This window comes from Citrobacter sp. Cpo148 (genome assembly GCF_030332375.1).
Lineage (GTDB): Bacteria > Pseudomonadota > Gammaproteobacteria > Enterobacterales > Enterobacteriaceae > Citrobacter > Citrobacter portucalensis.
Map to the genome: position 1 here is coordinate 412816 of NZ_JAOWHY010000042.1, position 16311 is coordinate 429126.

General features: G+C 50.4%; 11 protein-coding genes. 5 read left to right on the forward strand and 6 right to left on the reverse strand.

All coding sequences use genetic code 11. The features are described from left to right. Nucleotides 1–35: 35 nt before the first annotated feature. A complete protein-coding gene (locus OGY10_RS08535) occupies nucleotides 36–4445 on the reverse strand; it encodes an autotransporter outer membrane beta-barrel domain-containing protein (RefSeq protein WP_191226279.1) in 4410 nt (1469 codons plus the stop codon). A gap of 499 nt (nucleotides 4446–4944) precedes the next feature. Here OGY10_RS08535 and cstA point away from each other — a divergent pair, with 499 nt between their 5' ends. Together cstA and OGY10_RS08545 are read left to right on the forward strand one after the other, a co-directional pair. After that, a complete protein-coding gene (cstA, locus tag OGY10_RS08540; RefSeq protein ID WP_008784063.1) occupies nucleotides 4945–7050 on the forward strand; it encodes a pyruvate/proton symporter CstA in 2106 nt (701 codons plus the stop codon). A gap of 63 nt (nucleotides 7051–7113) precedes the next feature. After that, nucleotides 7114–7311 (forward strand): YbdD/YjiX family protein, encoded by a 198-nt coding sequence (locus tag OGY10_RS08545; RefSeq protein ID WP_008784064.1) that lies wholly within the window; start codon nucleotides 7114–7116, stop codon nucleotides 7309–7311. A gap of 98 nt (nucleotides 7312–7409) precedes the next feature. Here OGY10_RS08545 and OGY10_RS08550 read toward each other — a convergent pair whose 3' ends face one another. Beyond that, on the reverse strand, nucleotides 7410–8498 hold the full coding sequence (locus tag OGY10_RS08550; RefSeq protein WP_212024117.1) for an oxidoreductase: 1089 nt from the start codon (nucleotides 8496–8498) through the stop codon (nucleotides 7410–7412). A 132-nt stretch (nucleotides 8499–8630) separates the two neighbouring features. Between OGY10_RS08550 and OGY10_RS08555 the strand changes: the two genes are divergently transcribed. Further along, the gene (locus OGY10_RS08555) at nucleotides 8631–9791 is read left to right on the forward strand and encodes a pyridoxal phosphate-dependent aminotransferase (RefSeq protein ID WP_153686936.1); all 1161 of its coding nucleotides are present in this window, start codon (nucleotides 8631–8633) and stop codon (nucleotides 9789–9791) included. Here the strand turns inward: OGY10_RS08555 and OGY10_RS08560 are convergent, their stop codons facing one another. The 4 genes from OGY10_RS08560 to dsbG form a co-directional block, all read right to left on the reverse strand. Further along, a complete protein-coding gene (locus OGY10_RS08560) occupies nucleotides 9792–10409 on the reverse strand; it encodes an IbrB-like domain-containing protein (protein ID WP_079934786.1) in 618 nt (205 codons plus the stop codon). Beyond that, nucleotides 10394–11617: a phosphoadenosine phosphosulfate reductase gene (locus OGY10_RS08565; protein WP_153686937.1), complete on the reverse strand. Its 1224-nt coding sequence runs from the start codon at nucleotides 11615–11617 to the stop codon at nucleotides 10394–10396. Before OGY10_RS08565 ends, OGY10_RS08560 begins: the two co-directional genes overlap by 16 nt. Before the next feature lie 165 nt (nucleotides 11618–11782). Beyond that, nucleotides 11783–12685, reverse strand: a complete 903-nt coding sequence (citR, locus tag OGY10_RS08570) for a DNA-binding transcriptional repressor CitR (RefSeq protein ID WP_079934602.1) — start codon at nucleotides 12683–12685, stop codon at nucleotides 11783–11785. Between the two features lie 203 nt (nucleotides 12686–12888). Continuing rightward, entirely contained in the window at nucleotides 12889–13635 is a 747-nt protein-coding gene (gene dsbG, locus OGY10_RS08575; RefSeq protein ID WP_032942669.1) for a thiol:disulfide interchange protein DsbG, read from the reverse strand. A gap of 374 nt (nucleotides 13636–14009) precedes the next feature. On the opposite strand from dsbG, the gene ahpC reads away from it, so the two are divergent. Together ahpC and ahpF are read left to right on the forward strand one after the other, a co-directional pair. Then, entirely contained in the window at nucleotides 14010–14573 is a 564-nt protein-coding gene (gene ahpC / locus OGY10_RS08580; RefSeq protein WP_002894394.1) for an alkyl hydroperoxide reductase subunit C, read from the forward strand. 154 nt (nucleotides 14574–14727) lie between these two features. Continuing rightward, on the forward strand, nucleotides 14728–16293 hold the full coding sequence (gene ahpF, locus OGY10_RS08585) for an alkyl hydroperoxide reductase subunit F (protein WP_048226121.1): 1566 nt from the start codon (nucleotides 14728–14730) through the stop codon (nucleotides 16291–16293). The last annotated feature ends 18 nt before the right edge of the window (nucleotides 16294–16311 follow it).

A 16311-nucleotide genomic window follows, 5' to 3' on the forward strand; every position in this document is an offset into this window, starting at 1 on the left:
TAAGCGCGTCGTTTAGACGCGCTGCGTGACACCAGTTACCAGCTATAGCGCAGATTAAAACTCCCGTTGAGATCGCGGTAGTCGTTATTACCTTTCTGACCCGCCGCCTGGACGCTGACGTTCCACTGGCTATTGAGATTCGCCTGAATTCCCACTTTTAGCTCGCTGCGATCGGCAGGAAGATCCTGTTTTACCGTTGCGTTATCAAATGATACGGCCAGATCGTCGGTGGAGTGTAGCCAGTTAATCTCTGCGAATGGCCGGACGGTTGCATCGACGAATGAAAGCTGGCTGTCAATTCGAAGGCCAATACGTGTGGTCCAGCTATCGCCATTTTGCCCGTCTATGCGTGTACCGTTTGTCTCAACGCTATCTGCCTCGTAGCGTTGCCAGATAACCTGCGCCTGTGGCGTCAGGCTTACTGTGTTAGCGCTGCTCAAGTTAATGTTGTAGCGGTAACCGCTTTCCAGCGAAATCGCGTGAGCCAGGGAGTCGTAATGCGTTGAACCGGCATTGCCATTCTCGACGCTGTTATTGTAGAAGCCATACTGATACCACGTATCAACATACCAGCCGCGATGTTGCCGGGCATCAGAGAACCAGGTGGCATACGCGCCAAGATTGTAACCGTCGATATCGCCTGTGGCTGTAAACTGACTGCCATCCGCGCCGCGATTTCCGGTGCTGTCGGTACTGCCGTCAAGGTAACTGGCCATCAGGCCAAACGTGATGCTTTGCTGATCATCGCGCCAGGTTGCAAGGTCGCTGCCAAGCTGAAACTGGGTGTAATCGCTGTCCATGTCGATATTGCCATTTACAGCCGATGTGTCCGTTTTTCCGCCTTTCATTCGCGCCCAGACGCTTCCTTCGGCCGAGCGGTACTGGCTCCCTTCACGATCGAACAGCGTTTGCATCTGCAGGCTACGCGCCAGCCATTGGTTGCCCAGATAAGCGCCTATATCGGCGCGATATTGTGGATTTGACGGAGTAACGTTGCTGCCGCCGTCATCAGGATCAACCGGTGTGACGTCGCTGCCGCCGTCATCAGGATCAACCGGTGTGACGTCGCTATCGCCGTCATCAGGATCAACTGGCGTCACGTCGCTGCCGCCATCGTCAGGATCAACTGGCGTCACGTCGCTGCCGCCGTCATCAGGATCAACTGGTGTCACGTCGCTGTCGTCAGGATCGATCGGAGTGACGTCATCATCCGGGTCGTCGGGTGTTTCTGCTTTGGAACGCAAATACCAGCTTTCGGTATCTTCATACAGACGATACTCATACAGGCCGATTTGAATCTGATTGCCAAGAGAAAATGCGTCATCCGATGATATCCCTCCGACGTCGACAATCTCGATACCTTGATCGGTATATGCACCCACGCCATCCACATTATTGATGTAGAGCGTGGTGCTGCCGTTAACATTACCCGAGACAATGAGCTGGTCGGTTGGTGAATTATCATCGCCTAAACTGGCGTTAAGTGAGAGCTGACCACCGTTGCCCGTGTAGTCGCCGTTGATGATTAACGCATTCCCGGGAGTCGTGCTACTGCTGCGGATTACACCTTGATTGGTTACGTTACCATTAACGATAAACTGGCTATCTGGCGTTGTACGATCACCAAAGCTTAGCAGGCCGACGTTGTTCACAGCACCGTTGATTACCCCGTTACCGCCGAGAGTGGCTCCAGCTTCAACATCGATGCTCTGCTTGCTCCCTTCAGAGCCAATAGCGCCAGAACTAGTCAACCACAGCGTTCCCTGCTGAATGTCTGTGATTCCGCTCCAGGTATTCTTTGCGGTAAGGGTGAGCGTGCCGTCTCCTTTTTTGGTCAGACTTTTACCGTCCCATCCCGTGGTGGCGTTGGGTGAGGTATCTGCAAGCAACCCATTGACGGTAAATGTCTGGCCCGCGTTCAGGGTGAACGTACCGTGTGCAGGCGTAGAGACCGCGGCGGAGTCTCCGGCGTACCAACTGAGCCCCACGCCCAATTCATATTGGGTATTATCAAGGGCATTAACCTGACCAGAAATCGCGATATAGTCGGGCAGGGTATCCGGATCGGTTGAGATCGAAGCGAAATCGCTCACGATTGCGGAGTTGGCATCAATTAGCGTAACCGTGTCGATGTCTGCCAGTTGACTGTCTGAGGTCAGCGCGTTGAGATCCAGCGCATTACCCGAATTGCTGATGTGTAGATCGCCGCCAGGATTAACCTGTCCGCCGGTAATTAGCGGGTTAGCGGACTGACTGGCCAGCGCCGCGGCGCTTAAATCGACGCTGAGAATACTGCTTTCTTTCAGCGTGACCTCGTCAGCATGCAAAGTGCTGTAAGTTCCGGCTGTGTGGTCTGCCGCCAGCTCAAGGGTTCCTGCGTTGGTCAGCGTCGTGAGCGTGGAATCATCGGTAACCCGCCACTGGCTCTGCTCGGCAAGGTTAAGATTGAGGATTGAATCAATCCCCTGAGCGTTGAAGCTTTCATTAACCGAGGTTGCTCCGGCGAAATAAGAACCCGCGTCCATATTGAGGTTGATATATCCCCAGCCGCTGTTAACGATGTCGCCGGTTATGGTCATTTTTCCTGAGCCACTTACCGTCCCGCCAGGTAGAACATTCCCGCCCGAGGAAACTTTCGGGTTCCAGATGGCAACGCCGCCGTCGGCGATGATGGTGGTATCGCCCGTCAGATTCACGATACCGCCTTCTTGCACCACCACGCCGTAACCACTGCCGTTAGCGCCGGTCATATCAATGGTCAGATTCTCACCATTGATGATGCCTGCATGGGTAAAATCCCCATCGCCGATGGCCCAAAGACCGTAAGGATTTTTACCGCTCATGATGATATCCGTATTGGATATATTGATCGTCGCGCCACTGTATTGGGCTGATGCGCCATAGCCGTTAACCGCGTAGATAGTGTTTCGCTGCTCTGCGGAACCGTTGAAATTTATGGTTGTCGGTGCGCTGTAAGGGGTGTTGGCCACAATACCGTTGGTCGTGTGGCCTGTGGAATTTCTTCCATCAATGCTGCTGCCTTCACCAATGTTGGCGACGGCGGCATGCATGCTGCTCATTAGTGTAAGAGCGGTGGACTGCGCGGTCGTGACGGTCAGATTTCTGGCATTGAATTCACTGTATCCTCGGCCGGTCAGGTAAATTGTTGATGCAGTCCCGTTTGCGCTAATGGCGCTGTCTGACCCTAAATCAACCACGCCGCCTTCTATTCGAAGCCCTTCCGTCTTCTGGCCGGTGACGTCAATGGTGAGGTGATTGGCCTTTACTGTTCCGATGGCATCATCTTTACTGGTTGCCGAATAATCCTCAACAATCATCCCGTATCCTTCGGAGAAACCGTGCACGGTGATGGTGGAATCATTGCCAAAATCCACGTTGCCGCTGATGTCCGCGCCTGTACCGTTTGCGCGCTCGTTAGAGGTTGTGGAAAGGGTGATATCAAGGTTATCTGCCGTAAAATAACTTTGTGAACCAGAAACAAGTCCATATGCCGTACCTCCAGGCGTTGAGAGCGTAATTGCGCTGTTCTTGCCCAGATTAATTTGGCTGTATTGCCCCTCCTGGATACCATAAATCGTGGTGCCTGTTCCTGTCTCTGATACGGTGAAATCAATGTTCAGCCCGTTCGCGTTAACCTGGGTGTTTTTTCCAAGATAGAGCGCGCTGCCGCCGGCTGTGCCGCTGGTTAATTCTATGCGGCTGTCATCCCCAAAATTGAGCGTGGTACCATTTGCCCAGTATGTGTCGATACCTACAGCCTTACCGGTTGCATCGGTGTTAACCTGGATTAATCCAGCGTTCATGGTTAACGTATTATTGTCGTCATAGAAATAGACACCCGTCGCATTACCATTTTGGGATTCGGTGATAATTTTACTCTTGTTGCCGAAGTTCAGCGTGGTGTTTTCTGTATGAACGTTAATTCCGTAAGCATCTTTTTTACTGATGGTGTTAATTGATATATTCTCGGCGTCTATATTTGTGCCTGGACTGGTGTTGTTAATATAAAGACCTGTGGTTGATGCTGCTTTCGCCGTTCCTGTGTCTGTAACGTTAATCTGTGTACCGGTACCTAAATTATTATTGGCGCTGTTATCAAGTTTTACCCCAATAGAACCACTATCACCGGTAACGTTAATGGTGGTTTTACCATTAATCTGTACGCCTTGCCCCCCTGAGGACAGACTTTCGATACCCGTGGTTCCATCGACAGATGTCACGGTATCGCCATCATTTAAGTTGATGGTTTCACCGCTAAGCGGGCCGTAGTCGCTGGCATGAACGCAATTTGCCATTAATCCAACTGCCGATAACACCAGGCCTGCGACGGTTGCGCGAACCCGTTGATCGCCCTGCGAGAGTTCTGACGTCACCACAAACATATTTCTCGCGATATTCCAGACGATGCGATAGCATTTATTCATAATTTATATCCTTATACGGCCATCCTGAACAACCTGGCGCTGAAAAATTCTGCTGAATTAATTTTATTTTTTTTATGTGGGGTATTTTGTCATTAAAACTGGTGCTGCAGGTATATTCTTTGTTTTGAAATTGGTGATTAAGGTGAAATAAAGCACTTACTGCATACAAAATCAGGATGGTCTGAATCTCTAAGAGCCATAACCGTTAAGCTGAGAAAGTCAGGTTAATATTGTTAATTAATATCCTTATTAATAATAAAAATATTAAGTGGCACGCTCAGCATCATGCTGAGAGGAGAATTGGATAAAACATAGAGGTGTTGGCACATACTGCGCAATTTTTTCAGTTGTCTCTGCGTTGATAGTGATCAAGTTAACAATACAATGTAAAAAATCAGTGATATATCTGCTTTGCATGGTTGTCAGGTTGTTAAATTCAGAAAAGATGTTATAGAAACAAAATGTAACATCTCTCTGGATCGGACAACGGATAACAACTATGAACAAATCAGGGAAGTACCTCGTCTGGACAGTGCTCTCCGTTATGGGAGCATTTGCCCTCGGCTATATCGCATTAAATCGTGGTGAACAGATCAACGCGTTGTGGATAGTCGTGGCGTCGGTCTGTGTCTACCTTATCGCTTACCGTTTCTACGGCCTGTACATCGCGAAAAATGTACTGGCGCTTGACCCGACGCGTATGACGCCAGCCGTGCGCCATAACGACGGTCTGGATTATGTTCCCACCGATAAAAAAGTGCTGTTTGGTCACCATTTTGCGGCAATTGCCGGAGCGGGTCCGTTAGTTGGACCGGTGCTGGCGGCGCAAATGGGTTATCTGCCGGGGATGATCTGGCTGCTCGCCGGGGTAGTACTGGCAGGGGCGGTGCAGGACTTCATGGTGCTGTTTGTTTCTACCCGTCGCGATGGTCGTTCCCTTGGCGAATTGGTGAAAGAAGAGATGGGCCCAACGGCGGGCGTTATTGCGCTGGTGGCCTGTTTTATGATCATGGTGATTATTCTCGCAGTACTGGCGATGATCGTCGTGAAAGCGCTGACCCACAGTCCGTGGGGAACCTACACCGTAGCGTTCACCATCCCGCTGGCGATCTTCATGGGGATTTATCTGCGCTATCTGCGCCCGGGCCGCATTGGCGAAGTGTCGGTCATCGGTCTGGTGTTCCTGGTGTTTGCCATTATTTCCGGCGGCTGGGTGGCTGAAAGCCCGACCTGGGCACCGTACTTTGACTTTACCGGCGTACAGCTGACGTGGATGCTGGTGGGCTACGGTTTTGTTGCCGCCGTCCTGCCTGTGTGGCTGCTGCTGGCCCCGCGTGATTACCTCTCTACCTTCCTGAAAATCGGCACCATTGTTGGTCTGGCAGTAGGGATTCTGATCATGCGTCCGACGCTGACCATGCCAGCGCTGACCAAGTTTGTTGACGGTACTGGCCCGGTCTGGACCGGTAACTTGTTCCCGTTCCTGTTTATTACCATTGCCTGTGGTGCGGTTTCTGGCTTCCATGCGCTGATCTCCTCCGGAACCACGCCGAAGATGCTGGCGAATGAAGGGCAGGCCTGCTTTATCGGCTACGGTGGAATGCTGATGGAATCCTTTGTCGCCATTATGGCGCTGGTTTCCGCGTGCATCATCGATCCGGGCGTGTACTTTGCAATGAACAGCCCGATGGCGGTGCTGGCTCCTGCGGGCACGGTTGACGTAGTGGCTTCTGCGGCACAGGTAGTCAGCAGTTGGGGCTTTGCCATTACGCCAGACACCCTGCATCAAATCGCCAATGAAGTGGGTGAGCAATCCATCATCTCCCGCGCAGGTGGTGCGCCGACGCTGGCCGTCGGGATGGCGTACATTCTGCACGGCGCGCTGGGTGGCATGATGGATGTGGCGTTCTGGTATCACTTCGCCATTCTGTTTGAAGCGTTGTTTATTCTGACGGCGGTAGATGCCGGTACACGCGCCGCGCGCTTTATGCTGCAGGACTTGCTGGGCGTGGTATCACCGAGCCTGAAACGTACCGATTCGCTGCCTGCAAACCTGCTGGCTACAGCGCTGTGCGTGCTGGCCTGGGGTTACTTCTTACACCAGGGCGTGGTGGATCCTCTGGGTGGTATCAATACCCTGTGGCCGCTGTTTGGTATCGCTAACCAGATGCTGGCCGGTATGGCGTTGATGCTCTGTGCTGTGGTGCTGTTCAAGATGAAACGCCAGCGCTACGCGTGGGTGGCGCTGGTCCCAACGGCCTGGCTGCTGATTTGTACCCTGACCGCTGGCTGGCAGAAAGCGTTTAGCCCGGATGCGAAAATCGGCTTCCTGGCTATCGCCAACAAGTTCCAGGCGATGATCGACAGCGGTAACATTCCGGCGCAGTATACCCAGTCGCAGCTGACGCAACTGGTGTTTAACAACCGCCTGGATGCGGGTCTCACCATCTTCTTCATGGTCGTCGTTGTGGTGCTGGGTCTGTTCTCCATCAAAACTGCGCTGGCAGCATTGAAAGAAGACAAACCAACTTCGAAAGAGACACCGTACGAGCCAATGCCTGAGAATGTTGAAGAGATCGTGGCGCAGGCGAAAGGCGCGCACTAATATTCTCTTAACCAACCAGCCCTCTCCTGAACGGGGAGGGCGTTTGTACGACAGGGAAACGCTATGTTTGAAACACTCGCCAAAGCCGGGAAGTATTTAGGTCAAACCGCCCGATTAATGATAGGTATGCCGGATTATGACAACTATGTTGAACATATGCGCGTCACTCATCCGGACCAAACACCAATGACCTACGAAGAATTTTTCCGCGAGCGCCAGGATGCGCGATATGGCGGGAAAGGTGGCGCGAAGTGCTGTTGATTTTTTGCCGGATGGCGTTGATGCTTATCCGGCCTACCACAATGCTCTGACCGTAGGCCTGATAAGGCGAAGCCGCCATCAGGCAACCCGCACCATAATCACACCGTAAACGACTCCACCTTTTCGAATGCTGCGCGCAGTGTCTCCGGCGTTAACGTTACCGGCAGGGCGTGAATGGACTCCACCGGGCGCAGAGTGTGCGCAATCACTTTGTCGATTTCGGCGCGGTTATTGATGTCCACTTCCAGTTGAGCTAATCGGGTTGGCAGGTTGAATCGCTGATAAGCGGTAATTAACTGCGCCAACACGTCATCTTGTCCCAGCAGCGCGCTCTGCACCAGGATGCCGTACGCCACTTTGGTGCCGTGTAAAAACTTCTCGGTTTGTGGGAGGACGGTCAGGCCATTGTGAACAGAATGCGCCGCCGCCACGCGTGTGTAGCGCTCACCCAGACCACCAACCATGCCGCCTCCGGCAATAATCGCATCCACCACATCGCAAAACGTGCGGCTTAGCGTGCCTTGTTGTTTGTCTGCCAGCGCCTGCTCGCTGCTTTCCAGCAGGACGTCGCGGATGGTCTGCGCGGCTTGAATACCCAGACGTACTGTCAATGGCAGTGTTTCCGGCTGAGGTGCGAGCACGACGGCTTCATACCACTTTGCCAGCGTGTCGCCGATCCCCGCCAGTAAGTATTCTTCTGGCGCATTGAGAACGATCTCGGGTTCGACCAGCACGAGGAAGTTCGCGTCAGGGAAAATTTCGAAATGTAGTGCCTGGCCCGCATCGTTATACCAGACAGAGAGCGGCGTCCAGGCAGCGCAGGTCGCCGCGATAGTAGGAATACCGACAAACGGCAGATCCAGACGACGGGCCAACGCTTTAGCGGTGTCGAGTAATGTACCGCCACCCACGCCAATCACCACACTGCGATCCTCTCCCGACTCTTTTGCCAGTTGAGCAACATCGGTTTCGCTGCAATGTCCCGTAAACAGCAGGCGTTTAGCCTCGGCAAGATGAAAAGCCTCTGGCAGGTAAGGGCGGGCCGCATCGATGGCGCGTTCACCATAAACCCACACGGCGCGTGAAAGTTGGTCGGCAGAGAAAAAATCGTTCAGTCTCGACAGACTACCAGGATGGGAAAAATAGTTAGCTGGGCCGGTGACGACGCGAATTTCGGTATTACTCATGTTGTGTTGTCCTTTTGGCTGTCCTGTCCAGGCAGGTTATTTTTATATAGACGTCTGAACGTCTTGATTGCCAAATACTAGCATCGTGCTATAGTGGCTTCAACCACAACATCACACGCTGGGATAACAATAATGAGTAATAACCCGCTGATTCCGCAAAGCAAACTGCCTAATCTGGGCACCACTATCTTCACGCAAATGAGTGCGCTGGCGCAGCAGCATCAGGCCATTAACCTCTCGCAGGGGTTTCCTGATTTTGACGGTCCACTCTTTTTGCAAGAGCGTCAGGCGTATCACGTCGCGCATGGCGCAAACCAGTATGCGCCGATGACGGGCGTGCAGCCGCTGCGCGAAGCTATCGCGGATAAAACGGCAGACCTGTACGGCTATAAACCTGACGCGAATAGTGAAGTGACCATCACGGCGGGGGCCACAGAAGCATTATATGCCGCGATCACTGCGCTGGTGCGCCCTGGTGATGAGGTGATTTGTTTTGACCCGAGCTACGACAGCTATGCGCCTGCGGTTGAATTATCCGGCGGTGTGGTTAAACGTATCGCCCTGCAACCACCATCTTTTCGCGTTGACTGGCAGGCGTTTAGTGCCTTACTCAGCGACCGTACCCGATTGGTTATCCTGAACACGCCACATAATCCTTCTGCCACCGTGTGGCATCACGCCGATTTTGATGCGCTGTGGCAGGCGATTAAAGAACGCGAGATCTTTGTCATCAGCGACGAAGTTTATGAGCATATCTGTTTTGCCAAACAGGGGCATGCCAGCGTGCTGGCACATTCAGAGCTGCGGGAACGCGCTGTTGCTGTTTCATCGTTTGGTAAGACCTACCATATGACCGGCTGGAAGGTCGGATACTGCGTTGCGCCAGCCGCCATTAGCGCTGAGCTACGAAAAGTGCACCAGTATCTGACGTTTTCCGTCAACACGCCGGCTCAGCTCGCACTGGCGGATATGCTACGAGAAGATCCGGCACACTACCGTGAACTGCCCGAGTTTTATCAGAAAAAACGCGACGTGTTGGTGAACGCACTGCGTGATAGTCGGCTGGAAATTCTGCCGTGTGAAGGTACGTACTTTTTACTGGTCGATTACAGCGCCGTTTCCTCGCTTAACGACGTGGAGTTTTGCCAGTGGCTGACCACTGAAGTGGGCGTTGCGGCAATTCCGCTGTCGGTGTTCTGCGCCGATCCTTTCCCGCATAAACTGATTCGCCTCTGTTTTGCCAAGCAAGAATCGACGCTGTTAGCGGCAGCCGAGCGTCTGGTTTCGTTGTAGCTATTTCACAGTCCAGGCTTTGGAGAATCGACGGTCAGCAAACAACGCTTGCAGGCCGTTGATTTGCTTCAGGCGTAACACCTCGTCGCTGTCCATACCAAGATCCTTGCCAATTCTTTCTTCACTCCATCCCAGTTGCGATAGCTCGCGGACAATCTCGGACATGGCGTGGATTTGATGACGCCCGCGAGCGCGGTTGTGGCGAATGGTTGCCGCCATACGCTCATGGCGTTCGCGTTCTAAACAGGCAACCGGTAGATATCCTTTCAGCCTGGGCCTCAGAGAGGCTTTGGCTTTACCTAACTCGTGGCGGTGGAAACCGTCGACAATTTCGTACTCTTCAGCCGTTGAGTGAACCACTACAATGGGCTGCGTAAACCCGTCAGCTTCGAGGGACTTCAGCAGCAGCTTTTTCTCCGGTGGCGCAACGTTATTGGGGTTGTAGTCATTGGGTGAAATATGATCATTTTTAACCCAAAGTACGCAATCTACGGGCTCCTCGCGAAAGGGACTGACGCTGTGTATTGCCTTTCTGAATTCATTTATGGCTTCAATTCTTTCTGGTTCTGATAAACCAGAAAGAAAGCTGAGGAGTTCCTGAGTTAATCGTTGTTGCATAAGAGTCCCCATTCCTGGCGTTTTGTTTTCATGCGCTCATTGTAGCGTTGATAGTTTTTGGGTTTCGTTGGACTAAATGAGAGAGCCCGGCACCAATAGTCGTTATTCAGCAGAACCTTACAGATACGCCGCCACGACGGAATATCCACTGAACCAATATCTCTTTCCTGGGTTTGTGGGATATTCTCCATGCCTTTTTTCTTATACCACTGTAAATAGACGGCGATTTTATTGCGGTAATGTTCGGCGGTCGTTTCCGGCATACTCTTCAATAACAGCATGGCGTATTCCTGCCAGCTTAAATGTTCGGGTTTTAATATTTTGCGGTGACCGTAAAAATGGTTGTCCTGACCAGCATATATCCCGCCACTTTTTACCCCGCTGACGCGGGAGCACATCATTGCCCAGCGTTCAGGCTCAATAACATGGTAAAGCCACAGTCCCTGGCGTTGTTCAGGCCCAAAGGGTTCGCAGATACGCATGTATCGCGTGGGAACTCCCGCCTGATACATCAGGTTGTACAGGGGATTACACGGGAGCGTTGACTTGGCAAACCACGTCCAGATGTCAGCAGTTTTCCAGTCATAAATCGGATAAATATACCAGGTATGTCCGCCGGGGGCGCTGGTGGTCCAGGGTTTGTCATCGGCAAAACGCTGTTTTTTCGAGTTCGCAATGGCGACGAAACGATTATATGACTCATCGGCGCGTATCCCGACCATCATGGCGGCCGGTCGTTTCTGCGAAAACCATTCAGCGAACTCACGAACAAATTGCTCGAAAGTCATACCGGGTTGGTAGAAAGAGAAAAACTCGGGATCGGTAATGGCATCTGCAGGCGGTTGGCGAACCCATTGAGTACCCGGCTCCCAGCATTGCCATTCAGGCTGAAATTGTGACAGTGAATTTTGCGTCGTCAGCGGCAATGCAACCCAATAAAATTCTTCGATGACATCGGAATAATTCTCGCGTAGCGCCTGGACATAGTCGATAGTGCAGGAAAACTGAGCCTCCCAGTCGATAAATAAGACGTTTATTTTTTTCTGTAACTGGCGGGCAATGGCGGCAGTCAGATGTAACATCAACCCCGAATCTTTACCTCCAGAGAAAGAAACGCAGACACGCGGTAGAGTTTCAAGCGTCCAGGTAATGCGTTCCTGTGCTGCTTGCAGAACATTTTTATCCAACGGTATTTTATAAACAGACATATCAAATCCATATCGAATTTTTATTATTTGCAGCCATAATAAATGTCCGTAATAGGATAAGCTTTTTCTTGCAGCATGCAATATTTAAATATATTCATTATCTGCATGCTATTTTGTTATTGTATATTTTATATGAATTATAATGTGCTTTTAATCATGTTATCCTTAACTATCCAAGGATAGTTTGCTTATGTATTCTGCGAAGGCTTTGTTATTCAATGATGCCCGGTTATACATTATGAATAATTTTACTTTTGGTAATTCAAAATCGGTTTTAATTTCTTTAAATTTCAATGCTGGCTGATAAATTTCATAAATTTGTCTGGGGAGTGCACCAATAATATCTGTACTGGCGATAACGTTAGCAATCGAGAGTAAGGAGTCGCTACTAAAACCTACTTTATGGAATGCCATCGATTCGCTTGCACGGGAACGATAATCTTTAATACCCTGATCTTCAGAGGAAAAATATGTAAATTGCTCTTGTTGGATTTGTTCGAGTGTGCTCGTTTCATTTATTCTGGGATGGTTGCCACTGCACACTAAAACACAGTCAATAGTCTTGAAATGAGTACATACAATAGAACGATTGTGAACTGGCGTTGTTGTAATCACCAGATCGGCTTTACGATAGGCAAGGATGTTTTCGGCCGTTTCTGCTGACATTAATATATCATGATGCTCAATTTCAATATCTGAATTTTCTCTGAGGCTATTAATTAAAGATGTCACATTCAGGTTGGTTGTAATTTGTGGACTGTAGATGACGAATTTATTTTTCAGGCTGGAACCGTGCATGATATTGATGGTTTGTTCCAGATTATTGAGATTTTTTTCAAGGTGAAGATGAAGGTTTACCCCTGTGACCGTAGGCGTAATGCCTTTGCCTGAGCGAATAAACAGGGGGTCGTTAAACTGTGTACGCAGTCGCTGTAATGACTGGCTGACGGCTGAAGGGGTGATATACAGTGTTGCCGCAGCTTTACTGATGCTCAAATGTTGATAAATACATTCAAAAATTACCAACAGGTTAAGATCGAATTTTTTGAGGTCATAGAGGTTAGCCATGCATACCTTCCTGTGATGGTAATGTATAGGATAATTCAATTGTTGAATAATTTAAATTCTAATCATTCTTAGAGTTTATGTTTATGGCTTAATGAATAATTAACTTAAACTAAAATAACACAGATTGCTTGATGGTTACGATAAAAATACATTTTAAAGAGTGATTGAAATGAGAACCATAACAATCACTCATTCTGTTACCTTTATTTATTTCCCATAATAATATTTAATTTATCTTTATCGGGTAATCCCACTTCCTGTTGTAACGTATCGTCTTTGCTCATGTAGTAGATCGCGGGCGTCACATTAGCACCTAAATCATCCATGAGTTTTTGGTTGATATTCAGTACTTTCATCTGTTCTGGATGGACAGACGTGGGGATTTCCAGCTTCATTTTCCCGCCCGATGCTTCATAGTCATGCCAGGTTTTGGCCGGATCTTTGGATGCCAGGATTGCAGCAGCGGTTGCCGGGCTTTCGGGTTTGATCACGCCAACCAGCAGCGTACGCAGCTGAACTTTACCGGAATCTACCCATGGGCGCGCCTGCTGCCAGAACTGTTTGCAATAAGGACAGAAGGGATCGGCAAACACGTAAACGATGACCGGGGCTTCTTTTTTCCCGTCCAGAATCCACGACGCTTTTTCCATTCGCTGCCACATCTCACGTCCGGCAGGGGCATAGATCTCTTTTTCTATGAGCGCATTACTGAGGTTTTCTCCTTTTTCATTATACATGTAGCCGGAGATGGCATGTTTACCGTCAGGCGTGACATAGATAGTGACCCCCATGTCCTGGTATTTTCCCAGATAGCCTTTCATTCCACCCGGTGCGTCGAAGGGCTTCAGGATCGTAATTCCCTGTTTCTCAATGGCTTTAACAGGGGCAGGGAGCTCCTCTGCGTGCACGATAGCGGGGAGAAGAGTTAAGAGTAAGGTGCGTTTAAACATTGATTTTCCTTATAAAATCAGCAGGAAAGTGGGCTTAATTGCAAAACCTATCACAGCCATAGGTAAGATCGACGGTCTGTCGATTGCCCTTTCTTTAGTTGGGTGATGTAATCCCCATCGCTGTTACGACCTTTGTTAAGGTAATGTAGAGCGCAACACATAGCCAGCCCTGCTGGCACTGACGTTACCTGCGGGTAGCTCGGGTAATGAGGCTCCCTGCAAAGGGGGCCTTTTTTACTTTTATCTTTAGGTTCACAACATGAGTTTGAGTGGGTTGTTAGTTAACGCTTATTGATTTGATAAAGGAAACGCATTAGCCCTGCGAAGAGATTTTCGTTAACTTATCTCTCAACGAAAACACGGAGGAAGTACAGATGTCTTTGATTAATACCAAAATTAAACCTTTCAAAAACCAGGCGTTCAAAAACGGTGAGTTCATCGAAGTAACCGAGAAAGATACCGAAGGTCGCTGGAGCGTCTTCTTCTTCTACCCGGCTGACTTTACTTTCGTATGCCCGACCGAACTGGGTGACGTTGCAGACCATTACGAAGAACTGCAGAAACTGGGCGTAGATGTGTATTCCGTGTCTACCGACACCCACTTCACTCACAAAGCATGGCACAGCAGCTCTGAAACCATCGCGAAAATCAAATACGCGATGATCGGCGACCCGACTGGCGCCCTGACCCGTAACTTCGACAACATGCGTGAAGATGAAGGTCTGGCTGACCGCGCAACCTTCGTTGTTGACCCGCAGGGTATCATCCAGGCAATCGAAGTTACTGCTGAAGGTATCGGCCGTGATGCGTCTGACCTGCTGCGTAAAATCAAAGCCGCACAGTACGTCGCTTCCCACCCAGGTGAAGTTTGCCCGGCAAAATGGAAAGAAGGTGAAGCAACCTTAGCGCCATCTCTGGACCTGGTTGGTAAAATCTAAGTCGCATAGTTTGTAGGCCGGATAAACGTAGTGCATCCGGCATTCCACAGGCGCAAATTTGCGCCTGTTTCATTCCAGCACCATGACGCAAGTTGCATTAATGCAGTCCTGCAAAATCGGCTTGCATGATGATGTTTTCAGAGAGGGAAGAAGAATGCTCGACACAAATATGAAAACCCAGCTCAGGGCTTACCTTGAGAAACTGACCAAACCTGTTGAGCTGATTGCGACGCTGGATGACAGCGCTAAATCGGCAGAAATCAAGGAACTGCTGACTGAAATTGCTGAACTGTCAGAAAAAGTCACCTTCAAAGAAGACAATACTCTGGCGGTGCGTAAGCCATCGTTCCTGATTACCAATCCCGGTTCTCACCAGGGACCGCGTTTTGCCGGTTCTCCGCTGGGTCATGAGTTTACCTCTCTGGTGCTGGCGCTGTTGTGGACCGGTGGTCATCCGTCAAAAGAGGCGCAGACGTTGCTGGAGCAGATCCGCGATCTCGAGGGTGATTTTGAATTTGAAACCTATTATTCACTTTCCTGCCATAACTGCCCGGACGTGGTGCAGGCGCTGAACCTGATGGCGGTGCTGAACCCACGTATCAAACATACGGCGATTGACGGCGGTACTTTCCAGAACGAAATCACCGATCGTAACGTGATGGGCGTTCCGGCGGTATTTATGAACGGCAAAGAGTTCGGTCAGGGGCGTATGACGTTGACTGAGATCGTAGCGAAAGTGGATACCGGCGCAGAAAAACGTGCGGCTGAAGAGCTGAATAAGCGCGATGCTTATGACGTGCTGATTGTCGGTTCTGGTCCTGCAGGTGCGGCGGCAGCGGTGTACTCCGCACGTAAAGGCATTCGCACCGGTCTGATGGGCGAACGTTTTGGCGGCCAGGTTCTTGATACTGTTGATATTGAAAACTATATCTCAGTACCGAAAACTGAAGGTCAGAAACTGGCAGGCGCGCTGAAAGCACACGTTGATGATTATGATGTCGATGTGATTGACAGCCAGAGCGCGAGCAAACTCATTCCAGCAGCGCAGGAAGGCGGTTTGCATCAGATTGAAACGGCCTCCGGCGCGGTGCTGAAAGCACGTAGCATTATCATCGCCACCGGCGCGAAATGGCGCAACATGAACGTTCCGGGTGAAGATCAGTATCGCACCAAAGGCGTAACCTACTGCCCGCACTGTGATGGCCCGCTGTTTAAAGGCAAGCGTGTTGCGGTGATTGGCGGCGGTAACTCCGGCGTTGAAGCGGCTATCGACCTGGCAGGTATTGTTGAACATGTGACGCTGCTGGAGTTTGCTCCTGAAATGAAGGCTGACCAGGTGCTGCAGAATAAGCTTCGCAGTCTGAAAAACGTCGACATCATTCTGAATGCGCAAACGACAGAAGTGAAAGGCGATGGCAGCAAAGTTACTGGCCTGGAGTATCGTGACCGTGTGAGCGGCGATGTTCACAATGTGGAACTGGCAGGTATCTTTGTTCAGATTGGTCTGCTGCCGAACACCAACTGGCTGGAAGGCGCCGTTGAACGTAACCGTATGGGTGAAATCATCATCGATGCCAAGTGCGAAACCAGCGTGAAAGGCGTTTTCGCTGCCGGTGACTGCACCACCGTACCGTATAAGCAGATTATCATCGCGACCGGTGAAGGCGCGAAGGCCTCGTTAAGTTCGTTTGATTATCTGATTCGCACGACAGTAGCATAAAAAAAGTAAGACTCACCT

What these genes read in the sequence shown, in the direction of transcription:
- OGY10_RS08560 (WP_079934786.1), bottom strand. Translation starts at nt 10,409, where the DNA reads ATGCAACAACGATTAACTCAGGAACTCCTCAGCTTTCTTTCTGGTTTA.
- citR (WP_079934602.1), bottom strand. Translation starts at nt 12,685, where the DNA reads ATGGCTAACCTCTATGACCTCAAAAAATTCGATCTTAACCTGTTGGTA.
- OGY10_RS08555 (WP_153686936.1), top strand. Translation starts at nt 8,631, where the DNA reads ATGAGTAATAACCCGCTGATTCCGCAAAGCAAACTGCCTAATCTGGGC.
- ahpC (WP_002894394.1), top strand. Translation starts at nt 14,010, where the DNA reads ATGTCTTTGATTAATACCAAAATTAAACCTTTCAAAAACCAGGCGTTC.
- dsbG (WP_032942669.1), bottom strand. Translation starts at nt 13,635, where the DNA reads ATGTTTAAACGCACCTTACTCTTAACTCTTCTCCCCGCTATCGTGCAC.
- OGY10_RS08550 (WP_212024117.1), bottom strand. Translation starts at nt 8,498, where the DNA reads ATGAGTAATACCGAAATTCGCGTCGTCACCGGCCCAGCTAACTATTTT.
- OGY10_RS08545 (WP_008784064.1), top strand. Translation starts at nt 7,114, where the DNA reads ATGTTTGAAACACTCGCCAAAGCCGGGAAGTATTTAGGTCAAACCGCC.
- OGY10_RS08565 (WP_153686937.1), bottom strand. Translation starts at nt 11,617, where the DNA reads ATGTCTGTTTATAAAATACCGTTGGATAAAAATGTTCTGCAAGCAGCA.
- OGY10_RS08535 (WP_191226279.1), bottom strand. Translation starts at nt 4,445, where the DNA reads ATGAATAAATGCTATCGCATCGTCTGGAATATCGCGAGAAATATGTTT.
- cstA (WP_008784063.1), top strand. Translation starts at nt 4,945, where the DNA reads ATGAACAAATCAGGGAAGTACCTCGTCTGGACAGTGCTCTCCGTTATG.
- ahpF (WP_048226121.1), top strand. Translation starts at nt 14,728, where the DNA reads ATGCTCGACACAAATATGAAAACCCAGCTCAGGGCTTACCTTGAGAAA.